The sequence below is a fragment of the Sphingobium sp. CFD-1 genome (assembly GCF_024611115.1).
Classification (GTDB): domain Bacteria; phylum Pseudomonadota; class Alphaproteobacteria; order Sphingomonadales; family Sphingomonadaceae; genus Sphingobium; species Sphingobium baderi_A.
Window position 1 is genome coordinate 2,222,555 of record NZ_CP084398.1, and the last position, 19,716, is coordinate 2,242,270.

General features: G+C 61.3%; 20 protein-coding genes, 3 pseudogenes and 1 CRISPR repeat array. Of the genes and pseudogenes, 18 read left to right on the forward strand and 5 right to left on the reverse strand.

The window, feature by feature from the left end; all coding sequences use genetic code 11:
* Positions 1-204: 204 nt before the first annotated feature.
* The 6 genes from LDB26_RS11245 (at position 205) to LDB26_RS11270 (ending at position 3,681) form a co-directional block, all read left to right on the forward strand.
* The gene (locus LDB26_RS11245) at positions 205-567 is read left to right on the forward strand and encodes a hypothetical protein (RefSeq protein ID WP_257538470.1); all 363 of its coding nucleotides are present in this window, start codon (positions 205-207) and stop codon (positions 565-567) included.
* 459 nt (positions 568-1,026) lie between these two features.
* A complete protein-coding gene (locus LDB26_RS11250; RefSeq protein ID WP_257538471.1) occupies positions 1,027-1,587 on the forward strand; it encodes a response regulator transcription factor in 561 nt (186 codons plus the stop codon).
* A gap of 159 nt (positions 1,588-1,746) precedes the next feature.
* On the forward strand, positions 1,747-1,938 hold the full coding sequence (locus LDB26_RS11255) for a hypothetical protein (protein ID WP_257538472.1): 192 nt from the start codon (positions 1,747-1,749) through the stop codon (positions 1,936-1,938).
* Positions 1,939-2,025: 87 nt separating this feature from the next.
* The gene (locus LDB26_RS11260; protein WP_043153844.1) at positions 2,026-2,274 is read left to right on the forward strand and encodes a YdcH family protein; all 249 of its coding nucleotides are present in this window, start codon (positions 2,026-2,028) and stop codon (positions 2,272-2,274) included.
* Positions 2,274-2,609, forward strand: a complete 336-nt coding sequence (locus LDB26_RS11265; protein ID WP_048576312.1) for a TraR/DksA C4-type zinc finger protein — start codon at positions 2,274-2,276, stop codon at positions 2,607-2,609. The genes LDB26_RS11260 and LDB26_RS11265 overlap by 1 nt, the downstream gene beginning before the upstream one ends.
* Positions 2,610-2,619: 10 nt before the next feature.
* Entirely contained in the window at positions 2,620-3,681 is a 1,062-nt protein-coding gene (locus LDB26_RS11270) for an AI-2E family transporter (protein WP_257538473.1), read from the forward strand.
* Between the two features lie 7 nt (positions 3,682-3,688).
* Here LDB26_RS11270 and LDB26_RS11275 read toward each other — a convergent pair whose 3' ends face one another.
* Positions 3,689-6,277 (reverse strand): cation-translocating P-type ATPase, encoded by a 2,589-nt coding sequence (locus LDB26_RS11275; protein WP_043153848.1) that lies wholly within the window; start codon positions 6,275-6,277, stop codon positions 3,689-3,691.
* A gap of 277 nt (positions 6,278-6,554) precedes the next feature.
* Between LDB26_RS11275 and LDB26_RS11280 the strand changes: the two genes are divergently transcribed.
* Entirely contained in the window at positions 6,555-7,832 is a 1,278-nt protein-coding gene (locus LDB26_RS11280; protein WP_257538474.1) for a DUF4010 domain-containing protein, read from the forward strand.
* A gap of 35 nt (positions 7,833-7,867) precedes the next feature.
* Here the strand turns inward: LDB26_RS11280 and LDB26_RS11285 are convergent, their stop codons facing one another.
* Entirely contained in the window at positions 7,868-8,329 is a 462-nt protein-coding gene (locus tag LDB26_RS11285) for an Rrf2 family transcriptional regulator (protein WP_257538475.1), read from the reverse strand.
* Positions 8,330-8,468: 139 nt separating this feature from the next.
* Here LDB26_RS11285 and LDB26_RS11290 point away from each other — a divergent pair.
* The 6 genes and pseudogenes from LDB26_RS11290 to LDB26_RS11315 all read left to right on the forward strand — a co-directional run.
* Positions 8,469-8,822 (forward strand): annotated as a pseudogene (locus LDB26_RS11290) (group III truncated hemoglobin); the annotation flags it as partial.
* Positions 8,823-9,006: 184 nt separating this feature from the next.
* A complete protein-coding gene (locus tag LDB26_RS11295; protein WP_043153852.1) occupies positions 9,007-9,450 on the forward strand; it encodes a globin domain-containing protein in 444 nt (147 codons plus the stop codon).
* A gap of 4 nt (positions 9,451-9,454) precedes the next feature.
* Positions 9,455-9,772: a DUF1971 domain-containing protein gene (locus tag LDB26_RS11300; RefSeq protein WP_169572433.1), complete on the forward strand. Its 318-nt coding sequence runs from the start codon at positions 9,455-9,457 to the stop codon at positions 9,770-9,772.
* On the forward strand, positions 9,772-10,236 hold the full coding sequence (locus LDB26_RS11305) for a hypothetical protein (protein WP_257542090.1): 465 nt from the start codon (positions 9,772-9,774) through the stop codon (positions 10,234-10,236). The genes LDB26_RS11300 and LDB26_RS11305 overlap by 1 nt, the downstream gene beginning before the upstream one ends.
* Positions 10,237-10,476: 240 nt before the next feature.
* Positions 10,477-11,289 carry a universal stress protein gene (locus tag LDB26_RS11310; RefSeq protein ID WP_257538476.1) on the forward strand — a complete coding sequence of 271 codons (813 nt, stop codon included), beginning with the start codon at positions 10,477-10,479 and terminating at the stop codon, positions 11,287-11,289.
* A 615-nt stretch (positions 11,290-11,904) separates the two neighbouring features.
* A complete protein-coding gene (locus LDB26_RS11315; RefSeq protein ID WP_257538477.1) occupies positions 11,905-12,390 on the forward strand; it encodes an OmpW family protein in 486 nt (161 codons plus the stop codon).
* On the opposite strand, the pseudogene LDB26_RS11320 reads toward LDB26_RS11315, so the two are convergent.
* Positions 12,390-12,590: pseudogene (locus tag LDB26_RS11320) on the reverse strand (hypothetical protein); the annotation flags it as partial. The gene LDB26_RS11315 and the pseudogene LDB26_RS11320 overlap by 1 nt on opposite strands.
* 13 nt (positions 12,591-12,603) lie before the next feature.
* On the opposite strand from LDB26_RS11320, the gene LDB26_RS11325 reads away from it, so the two are divergent.
* From LDB26_RS11325 to LDB26_RS11340, 4 genes and pseudogenes are all read left to right on the forward strand, one after another.
* Entirely contained in the window at positions 12,604-13,440 is an 837-nt protein-coding gene (locus tag LDB26_RS11325) for a hypothetical protein (protein WP_373886107.1), read from the forward strand.
* A gap of 21 nt (positions 13,441-13,461) precedes the next feature.
* On the forward strand, positions 13,462-14,385 hold the full coding sequence (cas1, locus tag LDB26_RS11330; RefSeq protein WP_257538478.1) for a type II CRISPR-associated endonuclease Cas1: 924 nt from the start codon (positions 13,462-13,464) through the stop codon (positions 14,383-14,385).
* Positions 14,382-14,720, forward strand: coding sequence for a CRISPR-associated endonuclease Cas2 (cas2, locus tag LDB26_RS11335; RefSeq protein WP_257538479.1), 339 nt, complete (start codon positions 14,382-14,384; stop codon positions 14,718-14,720). The genes cas1 and cas2 overlap by 4 nt, the downstream gene beginning before the upstream one ends.
* Positions 14,721-14,792: 72 nt before the next feature.
* Positions 14,793-15,291: a CRISPR direct-repeat array (repeat unit 36 nt; unit sequence ATCATAGCCGCTCAGAGATCGCGGTCCAGCGGCAAC).
* 67 nt (positions 15,292-15,358) lie between these two features.
* Positions 15,359-15,454 (forward strand): annotated as a pseudogene (locus LDB26_RS11340) (integrase catalytic subunit); the annotation flags it as partial.
* 128 nt (positions 15,455-15,582) lie between these two features.
* Here LDB26_RS11340 and LDB26_RS11345 read toward each other — a convergent pair.
* On the reverse strand, positions 15,583-16,593 hold the full coding sequence (locus LDB26_RS11345; RefSeq protein ID WP_257538481.1) for a polysaccharide deacetylase family protein: 1,011 nt from the start codon (positions 16,591-16,593) through the stop codon (positions 15,583-15,585).
* 357 nt (positions 16,594-16,950) lie between these two features.
* On the opposite strand from LDB26_RS11345, the gene LDB26_RS11350 reads away from it, so the two are divergent.
* The gene (locus LDB26_RS11350; RefSeq protein ID WP_257538482.1) at positions 16,951-18,849 is read left to right on the forward strand and encodes an acyltransferase family protein; all 1,899 of its coding nucleotides are present in this window, start codon (positions 16,951-16,953) and stop codon (positions 18,847-18,849) included.
* Positions 18,850-18,908: 59 nt separating this feature from the next.
* Here the strand turns inward: LDB26_RS11350 and LDB26_RS11355 are convergent, their stop codons facing one another.
* Entirely contained in the window at positions 18,909-19,685 is a 777-nt protein-coding gene (locus LDB26_RS11355) for an SDR family NAD(P)-dependent oxidoreductase (RefSeq protein WP_257538483.1), read from the reverse strand.
* Positions 19,686-19,716 lie beyond the last annotated feature (31 nt).

The window sequence follows — 19,716 nt, forward strand, 5'->3', positions numbered from 1 at the left end:
GCGCTACCGGCCATTCCGACAACGCCGTTCGCGCCCGCTCTGCCCTCTCACGCGCGCGCGAACGTCTATTGGTCGAGACTATCGCGCGATCGTTATGCTATGGCAAGGTCACCAAATGCGGGATGTGTCCAGCATTGGATTTCCTCATCGCAATATCTTCAGGTTCGTTCTTGCAACGACCTGAGACGGTGAATAGCCAGTGGCATGATGCAGATTCGCAAAACCTTGACGCTCCGCCATTCAGGCGGCGGAAACGCGCCGGAAGATGAGGGAGAGAGCATCTTCGCCCACGCGATCACCCATCAGCTGTGTGTGCGGGCAAGCTACAATCGTGGGCTGGTGATCCTTGCGCCGCACATCCTCTACACGCGGCACGGCGACCGGTTCGCGGATGCTGTGGTTATCGAGCGCAATGGCGCCAGGTCCACCGAAACGAAACTGGGCACCTTCAAGCTTTCGGGTCTTCGCGGTGCGGTCATCACCTCAGAGCCGTTCAATCCGTTCGATGGCTATGATGCAGGTGATGACCGTTATACCGAGACTATCATCGCCCGCATCTTATCCTGACCATGTTGGTGGATACTAAGGTCTGAGGACGGTCGAAGGACCTGCCGGCGGGATCGCCTGCCCATGATTCCGCCGAGGGTTTCGGGCGCTTGATCGCCGGAAATCAGGCACCGCCGTCTCGCGCCAACTTTGCAAGGGTCTGAAGGCCTCGACGCAGCGATCCGGAAGGCTCTGCGATGATGTCCTCAAGCAGAATGAAACCGGCAGCGTTGCCGTGGACCCGGCAGCAACGAGCATTGCCATTGCCTTGCGGCTCTATATTTCCCCTGCCAGGACCGTGCCTCGCTTGGCCGAGCCCACGCGCAATCTCCCGGGGAGAGTCCGTAGCATTGCGTATGACATGCCCACCGCCCCCTTCGTAGGTTGCACGAGTGGAAAGGCGGGACGGTGAAGGATTTATCGGCGGCTGCGGGAACTCCCGCAGTCTACTGTATCGGCAACGAGCTGCGCCCTGAACTGATGTCAGCGCTGAGTGCTGTCGCTTCGCGTTACTTTGCGACGCTTCACGACTTTCTTGTGGCTTCGACGCGGCTGGCGCCGGGTATCGTCCTGTTCGACGCCGACAGTGTTCAGGATGACGTGTCGGATGCCATCGCCACCCTTCGCAAGCGTGGATCGGTGCAAGCTGTGTTGCTCGCGAAGGCAGCGCCGGACTTCGCATTTGGCGTTGCCGCTATTCGGGCCGGCGCTGTCGACATCCTTGAAAAGCCGCTGTCCGAGCAGCGTCTTCTGGATGCCATCCAGCTGGCGACCAGCAAATGCGGACACCTTCACCGGACGCCCGATGCCAGGGACATCGATCGGCTGACGGCACGTGAGCGCGAAGTCGTGGCCTGGCTCCTGCACGGGCTTACCAACAAGGAAATCGGTCGGGAGCTGGGAATCAGCCACAGGACAGTGGAAATCCATCGCGCGAGGCTGATGCGGAAGCTCGCGGTGCCGAGCCTTCCCGCGTTGATCGACATTGCCCTTGCACAGCGCGACAAGCTGCCCGATGTCGGAGCCGCGGAACCCTCGTAAACGTCCCGTGTGTCGGTCCTTGCCCCAGCGGCAGAATGCTGACTCGGCGTAGAAGCCTTCCTCCCGCAGACGCACCAATCGATCCAACTGGTGCGGAGATTCACGTAGCGACATCTACCCCGTCAGGCGGCACCTTCTCATGGAAGGAGGCCTGCCATCATGGATGATCCCGACATTTCCTACCTGCTAGACCGCTGCCGTTCACACCGGACATTGGCCCGTATCACCAGCTGTGCTGAAGCCCGTTGCATTCATCAGCAGTTCGTCAGCAGTTACCAACGGCGGTTGCTTGCCCTGCGACGCGCGCGCGCATCGGCAACTCCGATGTATCAGGAGCGGCTGGCCGCATGATGCCCGCCCGCTCGATGCGCTGGCGCCGCCGTGTACGAGCGGTAACCACACACCTGTCCCCAACGACAAACTTCGATCGGAGAAAAGATGAGTGAACTTGGCCACGATCTGCACGCGCTGTTTCCCGCGCAGCGCGAGATCCTTCACGCGCTGAAGCTGGAGAGCGCGCATTACCGCGACCTGGCCGACCGCCATCATAAGTTGGCCCAGCAGATATACCGGATCGAGGCGGGACTTGATGCCGCTTCCGATGACCGACTCGAAGACCTGAAAAAGCAGCGCCTGAGCCTGCTCGATGAGGTCGCAGCGATGATTGCGGAAAGGCAGGATGCGTGATGGATTTCGACCTTATGCGCCAGCGTCTCACCGATCGCCTCTCCGAACTGAACGCCCAAGTCGAGCGCATCGAGGAGGAGCAGGGCCAACCTCTCGACGCCGATTTCGAAGAACAGGCGATAGCCCGCCAGGATGATGAAGCACTGGATGCTGTCGAGCGCTCGACGTTGGCCGAAATCGCCCTCACGCGACAGGCGCTCGCAAGACTGGATTCGGACACCTATGGCCTGTGCACCACGTGCGGGGAGCCGATAGCGCCGGCACGGCTCGAGGCGCTGCCCGCCGCCGCACATTGCATCCGATGTGCAAGCGCGGCGGAGCACGACAGGGCCTGATGGACCGCGTATGCGCCGCATCGAGGACACGAGCTTTGCTGTACTCATCCTGGCCGTGTCGATGGCCTTCGCGTGGATCGTGCAACCGCTGTTCGGCGCCATTCTCTGGGGCGTCATCGCATCGATCCTCTTCGCGCCTCTCAACGATCGCCTGCTGCGTGCGATGCCGACGCGGAACAACCTTGCCGCTCTGCTGACGCTGCTCGTGATCATGGCGATGGTAATCCTCCCCGCCATCCTGCTTTCTGCGTTCCTGCTTCAGGAGGTGGCGGGCGTCTACGCGCGAATGCAAAGCGGCGAGGCTGATCCCGGCACCTACTTCCTCCGGTTCCAGGCACATCTGCCGCAATGGCTGAAGTCGCTGCTGACAGGGTTGGGCCTGAGCGATTTCGATTCCGTCCGGACCAAATTGACCGCCGGGATCGCCGCTAGCTTCCAGACCCTGACGGCGCGAGCATTCAGCATCGGCCAGAGCGCCTTCGGCTTCGTCGTCGCCCTGGGCGTCATGCTCTACCTGACTTTCTTTCTTTTGCGCGACGGCAAGCAGGTGGCTGCCCGGGTGGAAACGGCCATTCCGCTCGATCCGGACCAACGCGCAGCGCTGCTGGCGAAATTCGCCGCCGTTATTCGGGCGACGATCAAGGGCAGCCTCGTGGTTGCGGTCATCCAGGGCGCCATCGGCGGGATCGTCTTCTGGGCGCTGGGCATCCATAGCGCGTTGCTCTGGGGCGTGCTGATGGCGTTTCTGTCGCTTCTGCCGGCGATCGGGACAGGCATCGTCTGGGCGCCGGTCGCTGTCTATCTGCTCGTAACCGGCGCGGTCTGGGAAGGCGTCATTCTGATCCTGTGCGGCCTGTTCGTGATCGGCCTCGTGGACAATCTCCTGCGCCCGATCCTGGTGGGTCGGGACGCGCGCATGCCCGATTATGTCGTCCTGATCTCCACCCTCGGCGGTCTGCAAGTACTCGGCTTCAACGGGCTCGTGATCGGTCCGGCGGCGGCGGCTTTGTTCATCGCTGCATGGGATATATTCGCACGCTCGCGATTCCAGCCTCAACCGGATGCATCATAGGCACGTGTCACGTTCGCGGCTGCCGTGCAAAGCTTGACGCCCACCGCAACTCGACCATCTTGCTCGCCTCAAGCAGGATCAGGAGCAGCGCTGCTGACCCCATGGTGATCGCGAGGTCGGGGCCATGGAGCGGACCGAATTTAAGTAGGCTACGAAGTGCGGGAACGGTCATGATGATGGCCGCGACCGCAACCACCGCGCCCAGGACGTAGCGCAGGGCCGCATTGCCCCGGACCAGCGCGTGAAGGAGCGATGTGTCGAACGAGCGATTGACCAGGATCAGCACCAAGATCACGCCGATGAGCGAAAAGAAGGTCAACGCGCGCGCATCGGCTTCCGGCATGCCGGAATAGCTCGATGCCAGAAATATCCCGGCGAGCAGCACAAAGCCCAGCCCGCCCTGGAACACGCTCCAGCCGATCATGCGCAGCGAGAAGAGCCGTTCCTCGGGGTGGCGCGGCTTACGGTTCATCAAATCCTGCTCCTCGCGCTCGGCTTCGAAGACGAGCGCGCAGACAGGATCGATGATCATCTCGAGCAACGCGATATGGATCGGCCCGAACAGGATGGGCAGGCCGAAGGCAAGCGGCAGCAGCGCGAGGCCTGCGATCGGCACATGGACGGCAAAGATGAAGGCCATCGCCTTGCGGATATTGTCGTAGATGCGCCTCCCGAGCCGCACCGCCTTCACGATCGACCCGAAATCATCGTCGAGCAGGACGATCGCCGAGGCTTCCCGGGCGACATCGGTGCCGCGCTTACCCATGGCGATGCCGATATGCGCGGCCTTGAGCGACGGTGCGTCATTCACCCCGTCTCCGGTCATGGCGACGATTTCGCCATCCGCTTTGTATGCCGCCACGATCCGCAGCTTCTGCTCCGGCATGATCCGCGCGAAGACTGTCACCGTCTTCAGCCGTTCTGCAAGCGCCGCGTCGTCCAGGGCAGCGAGCTCGGTCCCGGTCAGCACATCGCCATCCATGATTCCGGCCTGCGTCGCTATCGCTCGCGCGGTGGCAGCGTAGTCGCCCGTGATCATCACGACCCTGATCCCGGCGCTACGGCATTCGGCCACGGCGGCCGGCACACTGGCGCGCAGGGGATCGGCAAGGCCGATCAGACCGATCAGGGCAAAATCATGCTCCTGCTGGGATTCCGGCAAGCTGTCGCCCGGGCCAGTCGATGCCGTTGCGACACCCAGCACGCGCATGCCCCTTAGAGCCATGGTATCGACGGCAGCCTTCAGGCGCGCGCGCTCATCCGGCGACAGATGACAGAGCGCAGCGATGGCCTCCGGCGCGCCCTTGGCCGCCACCGTGCAGGCCGCCTCGGGGTCGGGCGCTTGCCAGACGTTCGACATCGCCAGCAATTCAGGCCGCAGTCCATAGCTGTGGGCCAAACTGAGCTTGGCACGGCGTTCTGCAAGGTCCGGGATGCCCGCGCCTGCCTGGTGAAAGGCGACCTCCATCGGATCGACCGGCACCGGGGCGCTGGCCAGGATACTGGTATCCAGGAGTTCGTGAAACCGGGTCGAAGGCTCGGTCACGCCGTCGACCGTCGCCGTCTCGCCCGACGCCAGCCACAGCTCCGTCACGGCCATCCGGTTCTCGGTGAGAGTTCCGGTTTTGTCGGTGCATAATATTGTCGCGGAACCGAGCGTCTCAATGGCGGCCGCCCGGCGCGTGAGGACGCCGGCTTGGGCAATGCGCCATGCCCCCATCGCGAGGAAGATCGTGAGGACCACCGGGAACTCCTCCGGCAGCATGGACATGCCGATCGCGATTCCCGCGAGCATAGCGTCGATCCATCCTCCGCGCAGGAGCCCGAAGAGCAGGACGACAAGGAGGGCGACGAAGCCGCCTCCGATCGCGCAGAGCCGGACGATCCGGGCGGTTTCCCGGCGTAGGCGCGGCGGCTCGGCATCGAGCGTCGAGAGCGACTGGCCGATCTTGCCGATCTCGCTGCGCGGGCCGGTCGCGATCGCCAGCGCCAGCCCCGAGCCGCGGGTGATGAGCGAGCCCGAATAGACAAGCGGCTGGTCCTCCCCGCCCGGCCGTCGCCGCAACGATTCCTCGCCCTGAAGCACCGCCTGCTTGCGGACAGGTACGGACTCGCCGGTAAGCAGCGATTCATCGGCCTGAAGATCGTCCGCCGCGATCAGCATCGCGTCGGCGGCGACCCTGTCCCCCTGCTCCAGGACGAGCAGGTCGCCATCGACCACCTCGCGCCCGGCAATGCGGATGCGGGTCCCGTCGCGGATCACCAGCGCACGCGGCGCCGACAGGTCGCGCAGCGCCTCTAGGACATGCTCGGTGCGGCTTTCCTGGATGACCGTGATGCCGATCGAAAAGGTCGCGAAGCCAAGGAGGATGAGCGCTTCGCCAAGGTCACCCAGCAGCATATAGGCGACGCCGCCCGCAAGCAGCAGCGCCAGCATCGGCTCCCGGACCACTTCAGCGAGAATGTGCGGCACCGTGCGCCGCCCTGCTCTAGGCAGTTCGTTCGGTCCCTGGGCATCAAGGCGTCGCCGGGCCTCCGCTGCGGTCAGCCCGGACCGGGATGGCGCGGTAGGTCGCTGGTCAGTGGCGATCGGCATCCATTCTCTTCCTGTTCGAAGTGAGCGACGTGCTGCGTCGCCGGCCTGCTTCAAGATCATTCTGGTGCAAGCCGACTACCGGCACATTACGGGTACTTACGGATTCCTCTGATCGTCATTCCTGTTATCCTATTATGCTCGCCAAGATTGGCGCCGTGAGCCTTGGCCGCTACCCGCAGCCAATAGATATTCGCATTTGGATTGGGTCATACGGTCGCATCAAGGCCATTGGACTACCTTGCATTCAGAACCGAGGACATAAGTGACGGCGTTTGAGATGGATTTTGCGATAGCCGGAGGCGTTGCTACCATAGCCGGCATCGCGCTAGCGCTGGCCCTTGGCCTTCTCATCGGCGTCCAGCGTGGCTGGACCTTACGCCATGAACCGGCCGGCTCCCGCTTCGCGGGCATCCGGACCTTTGGACTTCTGGGGCTGGCCGGCGGCGTCGCGGGCGCCCTTCGGTCGATCGAGTCCGGCGTGGCGATCATCCTGATCGCATCTGCGGCCATGCTGGTCCTGATGGGATATGCGCAGGCGGCATGGCGTGGCGGACCGGTCAGCGGAACAGCGAGCCTTGCCGGGATGCTGACGCTCGGCTGCGGGTTCCTCGCGACAAGCCAGCAGGAACGCCTCGCCACGATCATCGCAGTTTTGATGACGCTGGTACTTGCGCTCCGCTCGCAGCTTCACGGCTGGATCGGGCGGTTGAGCGAGGTTGAGGTAAGCGCAATCGCCCGATTCGCACTGATCTCGCTCGCCATCCTGCCAATCCTTCCCGATCGCCCTTACGGTCCCTACGATGCCTGGAATCCGCGGCAACTGTGGATGGTGGTCGTCCTTGTTTCGGGCTTTTCCTTCGCCGGCTATATGGCCAGCAAGCGCCTGGGCGCATCTCGCGGGACACTCGCAACGGCCGCTGCCGGCGCCATGGTCTCATCCACGGCGGTAACCGCCGCTTTGGCGACCCGGCTGCGCGACGGTACGGAAAATGCTCCCATTCTGATAGCAGGGATCACCACCGCCTCCGTGGTCATGCTGGTGCGCGTGCTGGTGCTAGTGGGCGTGCTGGCGCCATTTGCGCTGCCGGCGCTTGCGCTGCTGGTCGCGCCGGCGGCGGTGGTCAGTGCCCTCGCCACGGCTTGGCAGCTCCGGGCAGCGGCGCTGTTGCCCTCATCGTCCAGCCGGGAAGTTCCTGTTCGCAACCCGTTCAACCTCGCGCCGGCGCTCGGCCTCATGGCGCTGGTGATGGTTCTGTCGCTGGCCTCGCGTTGGGTGCTCGGTCGGTTTGGCGATGCCGGCCTTGCCACGGTTCTGGCCCTGTCGGGGATGGTGGATGTCGATTCCGCTATCATCACGATGGGCGGGTTGCCAAAGGGCGTGCTGGACGGACGAACGGCGGGCCTTGTTCTGGCCGCCCCGGTCATGCTCAACACCCTCGTCAAGGCCGGGGCCACGATCAGCCTGGCCGGGAGGCATCGGGGCAGATCTGCCGCCCTGGCCCTGATCGCGAGCGTCGCAGCGAGCCTACTGATGCTACCCGTCCTCTTGCACTGACCGATCGGGGGCGTCCGGCCACCCCGAATTCCCAGTCAGGACGTCGCAAAGGGCCGTTGCACCGCCCCCAGCATTGGAGAGGTGATCTGAGCATTCGTCAGCGATGCTGGCGCCTGACGGGACAGGTCCGCCAACGAATAATCGTCAAGGACGGCAAGAAATGCGCCCAGGGCTTCGCCGAGCGCGCCCTGCAGGCCGCAGCGATGCGTGATGACGCACGAAGCACAATCGACAAGGTCGAAGTCCCCTTCCATCTCCCGTACGACAGCGCCGATATTGATGGCGTCGGGCGGCCGGCAAAGGCGCATGCCGCCGTGGCAGCCGCGCACGCTCTGGACATAGCCCGCCTTGCCCAACTCGTGGACGACCTTCATCAGATGGTTCTTGGAAATCGCATGCGCGGTGGCGATCTCGGCGATCGCGCAAACACGTTCGGGACGCTCGGCGAGATACAGCAGCACCCGGAGCGCATAGTCGGTGTAACGGGTCAATCGCATGCCGCCAGATATGGGAGAAAGCCGGTCCAAGCACTATAAGTATATATCCCAAATGCATGTTTCTCTGTGCCCCGATAGATGCATCTCCAATTCATGATTGGAGGACGAGACGGTGGCGCAGCGTACCGATATCGACGAAATGGGGCTGCGGCAGTTGGTCGACGCTTTCTATGCCCGGGTGCGGGCCGATAAGCTGATCGGCCCACTCTTCAACGGCGCGATCGACGACTGGCCAGGCCATCTGACCAGGCTTGCCGACTTCTGGTCCTCGGTCATGCTCGGTAGCGGACGCTATAAGGGGCAGCCGGTGCCGGCGCACGCACGCTATCGCGCGCAGATCACGCCGGCCATGTTCGACCGTTGGCTCGCCTTGTGGGCGGAAACCACGAACGCGCTGATGACGCCCGAAGCGGCGCATATGTTGCAAGGCAAGGCCGCCCGCATTGCCGAAAGCTTGAGCCTCGCCCTGTTCTTCAAGCCATCGCCTTCCCCGACCGGCCGCAGGCCGGCCCGATCTCCAGGAGTATCGTCATGTCCGTGCTTCCCGTGGAGACGCAGCCCGCCCCCTATCCCGCGCATGCCAAAGACATACGCCTCGCGGCCTGATTTCCCGGTTCGACCGCAGCGAGGGGCATGCGGCCGATCCCACCACAACGCCCCAATCTGGAGAATATCTGATGGCACGCACGATGTCGGCTGAAACGATGGCTATCGTCAAATCCACCGCACCCGCGCTTCAGCAGCACGGCTTGGCGATCACGACACGAATGTATGAACGCCTGTTTGTTGATCCCGAGATAAGGGCATTGTTCAATCAGGCCGCGCAACGGTCGGGCGAGCAGCCGAAACGCCTAGCCGACGCCATCCTCGCTTTTGCCAAGAATGTCGACAAGCTCGACGTCCTGACTTCCGCGATCGAGCGCATCGCGAGTCGGCATGTCGAGACGCATATCAAGCCCGCGCATTACCCGGCCGTCGCCGATGCCCTGCTGCCGGCGATCAAGGACGTGCTCGGTGACGCGATCGACGAACAGGTACTCGCGGCCTGGGGCGAAGCCTATTGGTTTCTTGCCGACGTGCTGATCGCGCGTGAGGCGGCGCTCTACGCCGAGGCGGCCTGATCCGATGGAGCTGGCTCCCGCAGCGCTCACTTTGCCCGATGGGCTTGCCGTCTATCGGCGGACCGCCGAGTTTACGTCGGAGACGATCCCGGCGGCCCTACTGCGGGACCACAACACCAAGCCTGGCACATGGGGGCTCGTCCATGTGACCGAAGGCGCGTTGCGCTACAGGGTGACCGATCCCCGCCGGCAGCCGGGCGAACGGCTTTTGGCCTCTGGCGGGCCGCCCGGTGTCGTCGAGCCGACAATCCTTCACCATGTACTCCCGGTTGGCCCGGTTCGCTTTTATGTCGAATTCTGGCGCGCGGCGGACGCGTCGTGATCGACGATCTCGCCCTCGCGCGGACTCTGCATGTGGCAGCTGTCGTCCTTTGGATCGGTGGCGTCGCCTTCGTCACGACGGTGCTCATGCCGGCCATCCGGCGACGCCATCCACCTGGCGAGCGGCTCGCGACCTTCCATGCATTCGAGGGGCGGTTCGCGGCGCAGGCGCGACTGTGGGTGCTGCTCGCCGGGTTAAGTGGCGGCTGGATGATCGGGCGCGGCGGCATGCTCGAAAGGTTCGCCGACCTGCATTTCTGGTGGATGCATGCGATGCTGCTGCTCTGGATCGGATTTGCCGCCATGCTCTTTGTAGCCGAGCCGTTGGTCGCTCACCGGCGCCTGGCGGATCCGGTGACGCCGGCGGCCGTCTTCGATCGCATGCAACGGATGCATAATGCTGTGCTGGTCCTGTCACTCCTGACGGTCATGGCTGCCGTCGCGGGAAGCCATGGCCTCATCTGAGCAACGCTGAACTCGCAAACTATCGGAGGCCGTCGGCCGGCCGGCGGCCAGTCCCCGGGGGTACGCCACCGACAATGCCACCATCCATTTGGTTTGCCGCAACGCGAAGGCGCTTTGCCGCCACAGGTTGCTGAGCGAACAGCCATCCAGCGATCGCTGCAGTCACCATGTGACTGTCTCGCATCAGTATAGTCCCGCATATTCTGAGCCGTGGGTCGCAAATAGAGTCCCTCCATCAATATGGAGGCGACGATGAAGAACATTCTTTTGCTGGTTCACGCCGACGATGGGCAGGAAGCCAGGCTGCAGACGGCGCTCGACCTGACACGTGCCCTTGATGGGCATCTGACCTGTATCGACGTCACGCAATCGCCGGTGGTCGCGGGCGACCTCTATGCCGGCTTTGGTGAAGCCGTGATGCTGACCGACGAGCGGGAGAACGAGGCAAAGAACAGGGCTGCGCTGACGGAGCGCCTCTCGCATGAAGACGTTCGCTGGGACTGGACCGACGCGACCGGCGATATCGCCAGTTGTGTCCTCGAGGCGGCGACGCTCGCGGATCTGATCGTGCTCAATCGGACGCTCGACGCCTATCCCCTTCCCGATATGCGCACGATCGCCAGCCGGATTCTGATGCACGCGCGCAAGCCCATCGTTGCTGTTCCGGAGAACCTGGAACGGCTCAACGCGGCCGGTCGCGCGCTCATCGCCTGGGATGGTCAGGCGTCTGCGGCAGACACGATGCGCGCCTGCGTGCCCCTTCTTCAGCTCGCATCCGACGTCCATATCTTCATGGCTCGCGACGGCGCCGAGAAGACCGAACCGACCGAAGCCGCCGAATATCTGTCACGCCATGGCGTGCACGCGAGCGTGAAGATCGTCGACGACGGACTTCACGCGCCGGACGCGTTGATCGCCGAGGAAGCGGCTCTTTGGCACGCCGACTATGTGCTGATGGGCGCCTATAGTCACGGCCGACTGTTGGAAGCGTTTGGCGGCGTCACGAAGCGGATGCTCACCAAGAGCAAGCTGCCGCTGGTGCTCGGGCACTGAAGGAGCCGTGCGCGTAAGTGCGACGGTCGACTGCCGTCATCCAGTTCGCGCCGCCGTGGCCATGCAAGCAGTCGCAAATTACACTATGACTCCTTGAAGGGCATATCAGCCCCACATTGCATATTTTGACCACGATCAAAGAGAGAAGCGCTACCCTCGCCTAACACCATACCGGACGCGGGCCATCTCCTCCCCGCCCGCGAACGGAACTCGCCCCCTCCGGGCAACCGGGTGGGGCGTCCTTTCGTACGTATCGCGGAAACGAAGCTCAAACCTCCGCATCCCCTTGAAGTATTCATGTTCGGTTGAATCATATCCCGGAACGGCCCGCGCAAGCAACGCGGCGGTATTGTTCGAGAACGGCCGCGACACCACCACTTGAGAGAGCCTATCAGGCGCGCTTCGAACAGTGCGCCAGAGAGCGGATCGGATCCGCGGCAATCTGCGCGATATCTATCGCGCCAATGCACGTAATTTCCGCCTCTGTAGTCCGACGAAACCAATGCGACCGGGTCTATTGGAACCAACTCAGATCGCGCACATATGTTTGCGCTCGGTCAAAGTTCGAAGTCGGCAAGTCTCCTAATCCATATCTAACACGGCATGGAGATAGGCATGAAAAGGATAGTCCTTGTATCGATTGGCGCAGTTGTTGCCGCGCTCGCGGTCCCGGCCCATGCCGAAGAAGCAGACAAGCGTTGGATCATCCGTGCCCGTGCGATCCGGGTGACGCCGACCGAGAAGACCGGCCCGATCCTTCCGAGTTTTCCGACCGCCCATACGGCGGTGACAAACAGTTATGCGCCAGAAGTGGACTTCACCTATATGGCGACTAGGCACATCGGTGCCGAACTGATCCTGGCCACGACGAAGCATTACATCGAAGGACGCGGCGCGCTTGACGGGCTCGGCAAGGCAGGACGAACCTGGGTGCTTCCGCCAACGCTCACGCTTCAATATCATTTTGCGCCCAACGCACATATTCGGCCCTATGTCGGCGCGGGCGTCAACTACACGATCTTCTATTCGGAAAAGGCCAGCAATGCGCTCCAGTCGGCTATTGGTGACACGAAGCTGAAACTGAAGGACAGCTTCGGCTAGTCGGACCTGCCAGTCGCGACGATCGCATCGGGCCGGATCGCTTTGACGACCTCCGGTTGGATTTCGGGATTGGGATTCGCCAGCGCGAAGATAATCGGCTTGGCCGCCATCGAGTCTACCATCTCGGCTGAAACAGCGCCTTCGACAGACAATCCAAGGAAGACATCGGCACCCCGCATTGCGTCAGCGAGCGTTCGCAACGACCTGCGCGAGGTGGTCAACGCGATCACCGTCAGCCATCGCACTGACCATGGCACTGTATCCAAGGCCGGGTTACCCAAGGGCAAGGACGCAACCGCCGGCCGCCTCCACAATGACACCGCCTATGGTTTTACCGGCGAGACCGACGCCAAGGGTAACAGCATCGTCGTGCACCGCGTGCCACTGTCCAGCTTCAAGAAGCTCGCCGACCTGGATCGCATTCGCGATGCCGATTTGAAGGCCGCGCTCTACCAGCATCTCGACGGGCTGGAAGGCAAGGCGTTCGAAAAAGCGGTGACGGATTTCCCCAATCTGGAATGGCACCCCTTTCCTGGCATACGTCGCGTACGCGTGACCGAAGCGTTGTCCGTCATTCCGATAAGCAACCAGAATGGACATATTTATAAGGGGTATAAGGGCGATTCCAATTATCGTTACGATGTCTGGGAATTGCCGGGGGGCAAGTGGGTGAATGAAGTCGTATCCATGTTCGATGCACACAAGCCTGGTTGGCAGTCCGCCATCCGAACCGCCAATCCGACCGCGCGCAAGGCATTGAGCCTACACCGGGACGATGTGCTGGCGATCGAACGAGACGGAGGCGCACGCGAATTGGTGCGGGTTGTGAAATTCTCCGAGAAGCAATTCGTGGTGGCGGCGCCCAATGAGGGCGGAGCGCTCAAGGCGCGCGATGCGGACAAGAGCGACCCGTTCAAATATAGCTACCCCTCGCCCAATACGCTCAAGGCATGGCGCGCGCGGCAGGTCCGTATCGACGAAATAGGCCGCGTCCTCGACCCGGGCTTTCCTGCTCGCACCGCCCGCCGCAAGACGCGCAAGCCAATCTGACCAAAGGACGGGGCGGGGCAGATGGACCGGATTGTCGATATCGCCACCGATGGCCGCCACCTCTCCGCCTATCGCGGTTTCCTGATCGTGTCGGAGGATCGCGAGGAAGTGGGCCGCGTGCCACTTGACGATGTCGCGGCCGTCATCGTTCATGCCCATGGCGTTACATGGTCAACCAACTTGATCGTCGCGTTGGCGCAGCGCGGCGCGGTGATGCTGCTGTGCGGCAGCAATCACGCCCCCATTGCCGTGTGCCTGCCGCTCGACGGGCACCATGCCCAGAACAGTCGGATGCGCGCGCAGTGGGAGGCCGGCAAGCCGCTGTCCAAACAATTATGGCGCCGGATCGTCATCGCCAAGATCCGCTGGCAGGCAGCGATACTGGATGCCAATGGCATCTCCTCCTCGGCCTTCGACCTGCTCGCCCGCCGCGTGGGATCGGGCGACCCCGACAATGTCGAGGCACAGGCCGCGCGACGTTACTGGCCCTTGCTGATGGGGGAGGGTTTCCGGCGCGATCGGAATGCGGACGACATCAATGCCCTGCTCAATTATGGATATACGGTGCTGCGGTCGCTGTGTGCACGCGCCGTGGTTGCGTCCGGCCTGCACCCGTCGATCGGCGTGCACCATGCCAACAGGACCAATGCCTTTGCTCTGGCCGACGACCTGATCGAGCCGTTTCGACCGCTGGTAGATGCGCTTGCCCTGCGTCTTGTCGCGTGCGGGATCGATACAGTGACGCCTGAAGCCAAGCGCGCTTTTGCCGGACTGATCGCGCTCGACTTGCCTGGCGCAGACGGCACGACCACCGTGGCGGGCGCCGCGAACCGGGCCGCACAAAGTCTGGCGCGCGCGTTCCAGAGCGGACAGGCGGCAGACATCACGCTTCCCACACCCCCGTCCGCGCTGGAACTGGCCGGACTCGACTCGCTACTGTCATGAGCGCAAGCCAGTTAAGCGGATACCGACTGATGTGGATTTTCGTGATGTTCGACCTGCCCGTGACCACCAGAGCACAAGCGCGCGCGGCAACGAAATTCCGCGAATTCCTGCTGGATGAAGGTTTTGAGAAGAGCCAGTTTTCGGTCTATGCTCGGTTCTGCAACGGCAAGGAACAGTTCGAAACCTATATGCGGCGGGTCGAGTCGAGCTTGCCAGATCGCGGCGACGTCCACATCCTCAGCTTCACGGACCGGCAGTATGAAAATATCGTGCGATTTTCAGGACAGCGCCGTCGACGGCAACGGAAAAACCCCGATCAGCTCGCGCTATTCTAGCGATTCGCATGATTTTTGCGGCGACGGATCAACGGATATTGCGTTGGTTTTCAATGCAGTATCCGTTGATCCATCATAGCCGCTCAGAGATCGCGGTCCAGCGGCAACTTTTCAGGCGGGCCAGTGCCGCTTGCAGGGATCATAGCCGCTCAGAGATCGCGGTCCAGCGGCAACTTGTGCCTGACAGCTTGCACCATTTCCTCAATCATAGCCGCTCAGAGATCGCGGTCCAGCGGCAACCAGTCGGGATCGGTCAGGCACTCGCGCACGATCATAGCCGCTCAGAGATCGCGGTCCAGCGGCAACTGAATATATGGAGTCAGAACAATGAGCGATATCATAGCCGCTCAGAGATCGCGGTCCAGCGGCAACCGCTGCGCCCAGGTGCAGGTTGGCAAGGTGATCATAGCCGCTCAGAGATCGCGGTCCAGCGGCAACTATGGAGGCGCGGGCGCGGAGGGCGGCGGAATCATAGCCGCTCAGAGATCGCGGTCCAGCGGCAACTGTCTGCCGCTCCGATCCAGGTAGGGCGGGATCATAGCCGCTCAGAGATCGCGGTCCATCGGCAACTCATTGTGGCCGTGACAACACCGGCTAAAACGGGTCGAGCGGATCTGGCGGCGTGAAGAGCTCATGGTCCCGCACCGGAAACGGCTGCACCGCCATATCCTGCCTCCGGTTCCGCTTCGCTACACCTCTACCCGGATATGGCGGCGGTGAGCATAACCCACTAACAAACCAACCGGCCCACTCGGTGGGGGCAGGTCAGACGAAGTGGATGACATAAAGATGTGCATCCATTCGACATCAAGACTCCGGTTTCGATCCAACTCACTTTTGGAACAGGATTTGAACCGGACGATTACCGGCAGAGCATCTTGAGATTGTCGATCGGCTGGAGCCGTGGAATGGCATCAATATCAATTCGGGCTTGTCGGGCGGCGCGTTCCATCACCTGCTGATTGCCGGCCCATGGGCCGTCGACATAGGCGGGATCGTCCTGCGCTTGCGGTAGCCCCACATATTGTGCACCTGCCGTATCAAGCCGAGTGAGTACTTCGGGTAGGGTCATCGCGCTCCACGCGCTGAGATGCGTCAGCAACACTTGTGGGATCATGCGGCCATAGGTTTTGAGGGATAGTTCTTTCATCCGTGCAATCCCATCGTCGACGCCTCTGAAATATTGCCTCTTCATCGCGTCGATGGCGGCTTCGTCACCCTTGGCAAGACAGCGGGCATAGGCATTGCCATAGGCCCAGTCATTGAAACTGACACTGACTTCGGCAATCTTATATCCTTGCTGCTTCAGGAATGATGCCGCTGCATCATGCTGCGGCTTGTCCTTTCCCGCCGATAAAAAGGGAAAACGGAAATAGCGCCAATCCGCCCCTTCCATTTGCTGCGCTATTTGCTGCTCATCCTTCAGAACATCTGCCTTCCAGACTTCAAGGGAAGGCGCCTTGTTCAAATTGAGATGGGTATAAGAATGATTTCCCAGTAGATAGGAAGCGCGGCGCCAACTGGCCAGAACCTGGGCCCCATCTCTGTCCCTCTGCAATTTAGAAGCATTGACGAAGCCATAGACGTCGGGCACGCGATGGGCCCGCAACGCCCTTATATATTGGTCGGCGATTTCCAACCGGCTCATCCCCGGGGGCAATTGGGCATTGCCCGTCAGATCGTCGACCGTGATAGCTATGAAGAAATGCCGGTCGTCGCCGACAGGCGGACTGGGCGCCGCCATCAAAATGGCGGCGATCGTCCCCACCATGGCCGTGCCACCAACCGCGAATATTTTCGTGATCCTATTGGAAAGATATCGATGCCTTGCAGCAGCTGGGGGGTGCTCGTCAGAGCCGTGCTTCACATCCATGATCCAGATTTCCCCGCCAAGAGAGCCCCTTTAATGCGACGCACGTTGCACGAATGGACATCACAATTATTCATCTTGCCCATAAAAAAACAAGTAATGATTTATTTAAGTGTAATTAATCATCAAAATATAAAACATTCTTTATAATTATTTCTATATGCGAAGAAATTACATCTAGATTTTTACTTGTATTTTTTTCAATGGGCGCATAACTTCATAAAATATACAGATAGATTCTGAAAAAAGGGACACGCCAATGTGCAAACATGCCGTTTCGGTCTGCTGGGAAAGTGCTGACGCGATCTTCCTGCCCTCGATCTGGACCAGCCGGCGGCGCATGACGGAGGTAAGGCCCGCATGATGAGGCAGTATCGCGCAGATATTGACGGTCTGCGAACAATAGCCGTCGTTCCGGTGGTCATCTTCCATCTGGGCACCAGTCTTTTTCCCGGTGGGTTCGTCGGTGTCGACGTATTTTTCGTAATCTCGGGCTTCCTGATTACGCAAACACTTCTAGGTGAGCAGGGCACATGGCGCGACGCGCTGTTTGATTTCTACAAGCGACGCATCAAACGCATTTTCCCTGCCCTGTTCGCCCTCTACATCTGCGTCATGGCGGTAGCTGGTTGGTTGCTGATGTCAGATCAGGCAGCTGAGATAGGAAAATCGACGATCGCGTCGATATTCTTTGTGTCGAATATATTATTCTACAGCCAGAGCGGATATTTCGACGGTGAACTGAACAACAATCCACTGCTGCACACATGGTCGCTGTCGGTAGAAGAGCAATTCTACATATTTTTCCCGCTTCTGATCTTCTTCACCCGGAGCTGGGCCGACAGATATAGGCGACAACTGGTCTGGGCACTGACGATCACCAGTCTTGCGGCTTCGCAATGGATGGTGACGCGTGACACGAGCGCGGCATTCTACCTTATCCCGTTCCGGACATGGGAGCTCGCCATCGGTTCGCTGCTAGCAATGCGGGCGGTTCCGGAGCCGCGCAGCGCCTGGCAGGCCGAGATCGGTGTCGCCCTCGGCCTAGCGATGATCGGCTATTCGGTCCTTTTCTACAACAAGGTGACGCCTTTTCCAGGCATATCGGCGCTCATTCCTTGTGTTGGCACCGCATTGGTCCTGCTCTGTGGCGAGAGGTCGGCGTTCATGGCCGGGCGGTTGCTGTCGCTTCCGCCGATGCGGTTCATTGGTCTGATTTCCTATTCTCTCTATCTCTGGCATTGGCCGATCATGGTTTTCTATCGCCAGATCGAAAGCCGCCCGGACAATATGGATCGGCTGATGATATTGGCTGCTTCCTTTATCGCGGCGACGCTTTCCTGGGCGTTCGTGGAGAAGCCGTTTCGGCGGTCTAGCCCGTTGGGGTCCCGCACCGTGGTGGCACGTGGCGCAATGGCCATGGCAATGTGTGGCGCTGCCGTCATATCGCTCGCCGCGCTCAGCAATTTTTTCCACCCCATATCCGCACAGGCCAAGGAGGTGCTGGTATATGGCGAGAAAACCGGTCGCGCGGAGATGATGCGAACGGGGGTATGCTTCCTTACGTCGCAGAGCCGATTGGAGGATTTCGATTTCAAACGTTGCATGGTGGCGCCGCACGACAAACCGCGCATCCTGATCGTCGGGGATAGCCATGCCGCCCATCTCTACTATGGCCTGAACCGCGCCATGCCCGACGCGCATATTCTTCAGGCGACGGCGACAGGGTGTCGGCCGCTGCTCAACAATCGCGGTGATCCGCGATGCCTGGCGCTCATGGACAAGGTGTTTGGCGACTATCTGGAGAAAACGCGCCCGGATATGGTGATCCTGTCAGCACGCTGGCTCGACAAGGATGTCCCCGAATTGACCGGCATCGTTCAGCGAATCCGTCGGACCACGCCTCATCTGATCGTGTCGGGGCCGATTGTGGAATATGATCAACCGCTTCCGCGCCTGCTCGCCCGGCATATCGACCAGCAAGAGCCGATCGATCCACATCGCATCGTGCAGGTTTACGATTTGGACCAGCGCATCGGTGCAGTGATGCGGAAGGCGAATATTCCCTATTTTTCGCCCTATCGCAGCCTCTGCGCTCCACAATGCCGCCTATGGGTCACGCCCGGCGTGCCAGTCCAGTTCGATTATGGCCATCTGACACAACAGGGATCGATCATGCTTGGCCGGATTATGGCGCGGGACATCCGGCCGCAGCTCGCCACCAGGTCGGATGTGTCGACCGTAGCAGCCCTGCAATGAAGAAGGGCAGGTCGAGCCCATCCATGTGACGGGCGGCGCAACCGCTACGACTATTCCAGTCAGCGCGCCGTCCAGCCTCCATCCACGGGCAGGACATGGCCGGTCACCATCGACGCTTCCGTCGAGCATAGCCAGCCAATCGCTTCCGCCTGCTCGCTGGGGTTGATAGTGCGACGGATCGGCTGATTTTGCAGCAGATCGTCGATGACCATCCGTCCGATATCCTCGCCTGCCTTATTATAGGCGGCCGTGGGCGTCACACCCGGCGCGATGCAGTTCACGCGGACGCCCCGGTCAGCATAGGTAACGGCAGCGAACTTGGTGAGACGGACAACGCCCGCCTTCGATGCGGCATAGGCAGCGCCCGAAACGCCGACATAGAGCAATGCGGCCAGCGACGTCACATTAGCGATCGCTCCACCGCCATTGTCGATCATATGGGCGATCTCATACTTCATGCTGAGAAATACGCTGCGTAGCGTCACGGCCATGGTGTGTTCCCAGGACTCCAGACTTTGCGTGTGGAATTCGGCTCCCGATGCCTGCGGATGTGCATCGCCGACGACATTGGCAGCGAGATGGAGGCCACCATAGGTCTCCACAGTCTTGCGGACGAGCGCCTCGACTTCCTCCTCCACGGTGGCGTCGGCATGGAGAAACTGCGCCTCATAGCCTTCGGACCGCAGCTTTTCCGCCATCGCCTCTCCCGCCGGACGATTAATATCGGAGAGCATGACCCGCGCGCCTTGCCGGGCGAACATTTCCGCCGTTGCAGCCCCGATCCCGGCAGCGCCCGCCGTCACCAGCGCGACTTGATCCTTGAAACGATCATTCATTCTCTTTCCATTCCTTTTGCCGCCGTTATCC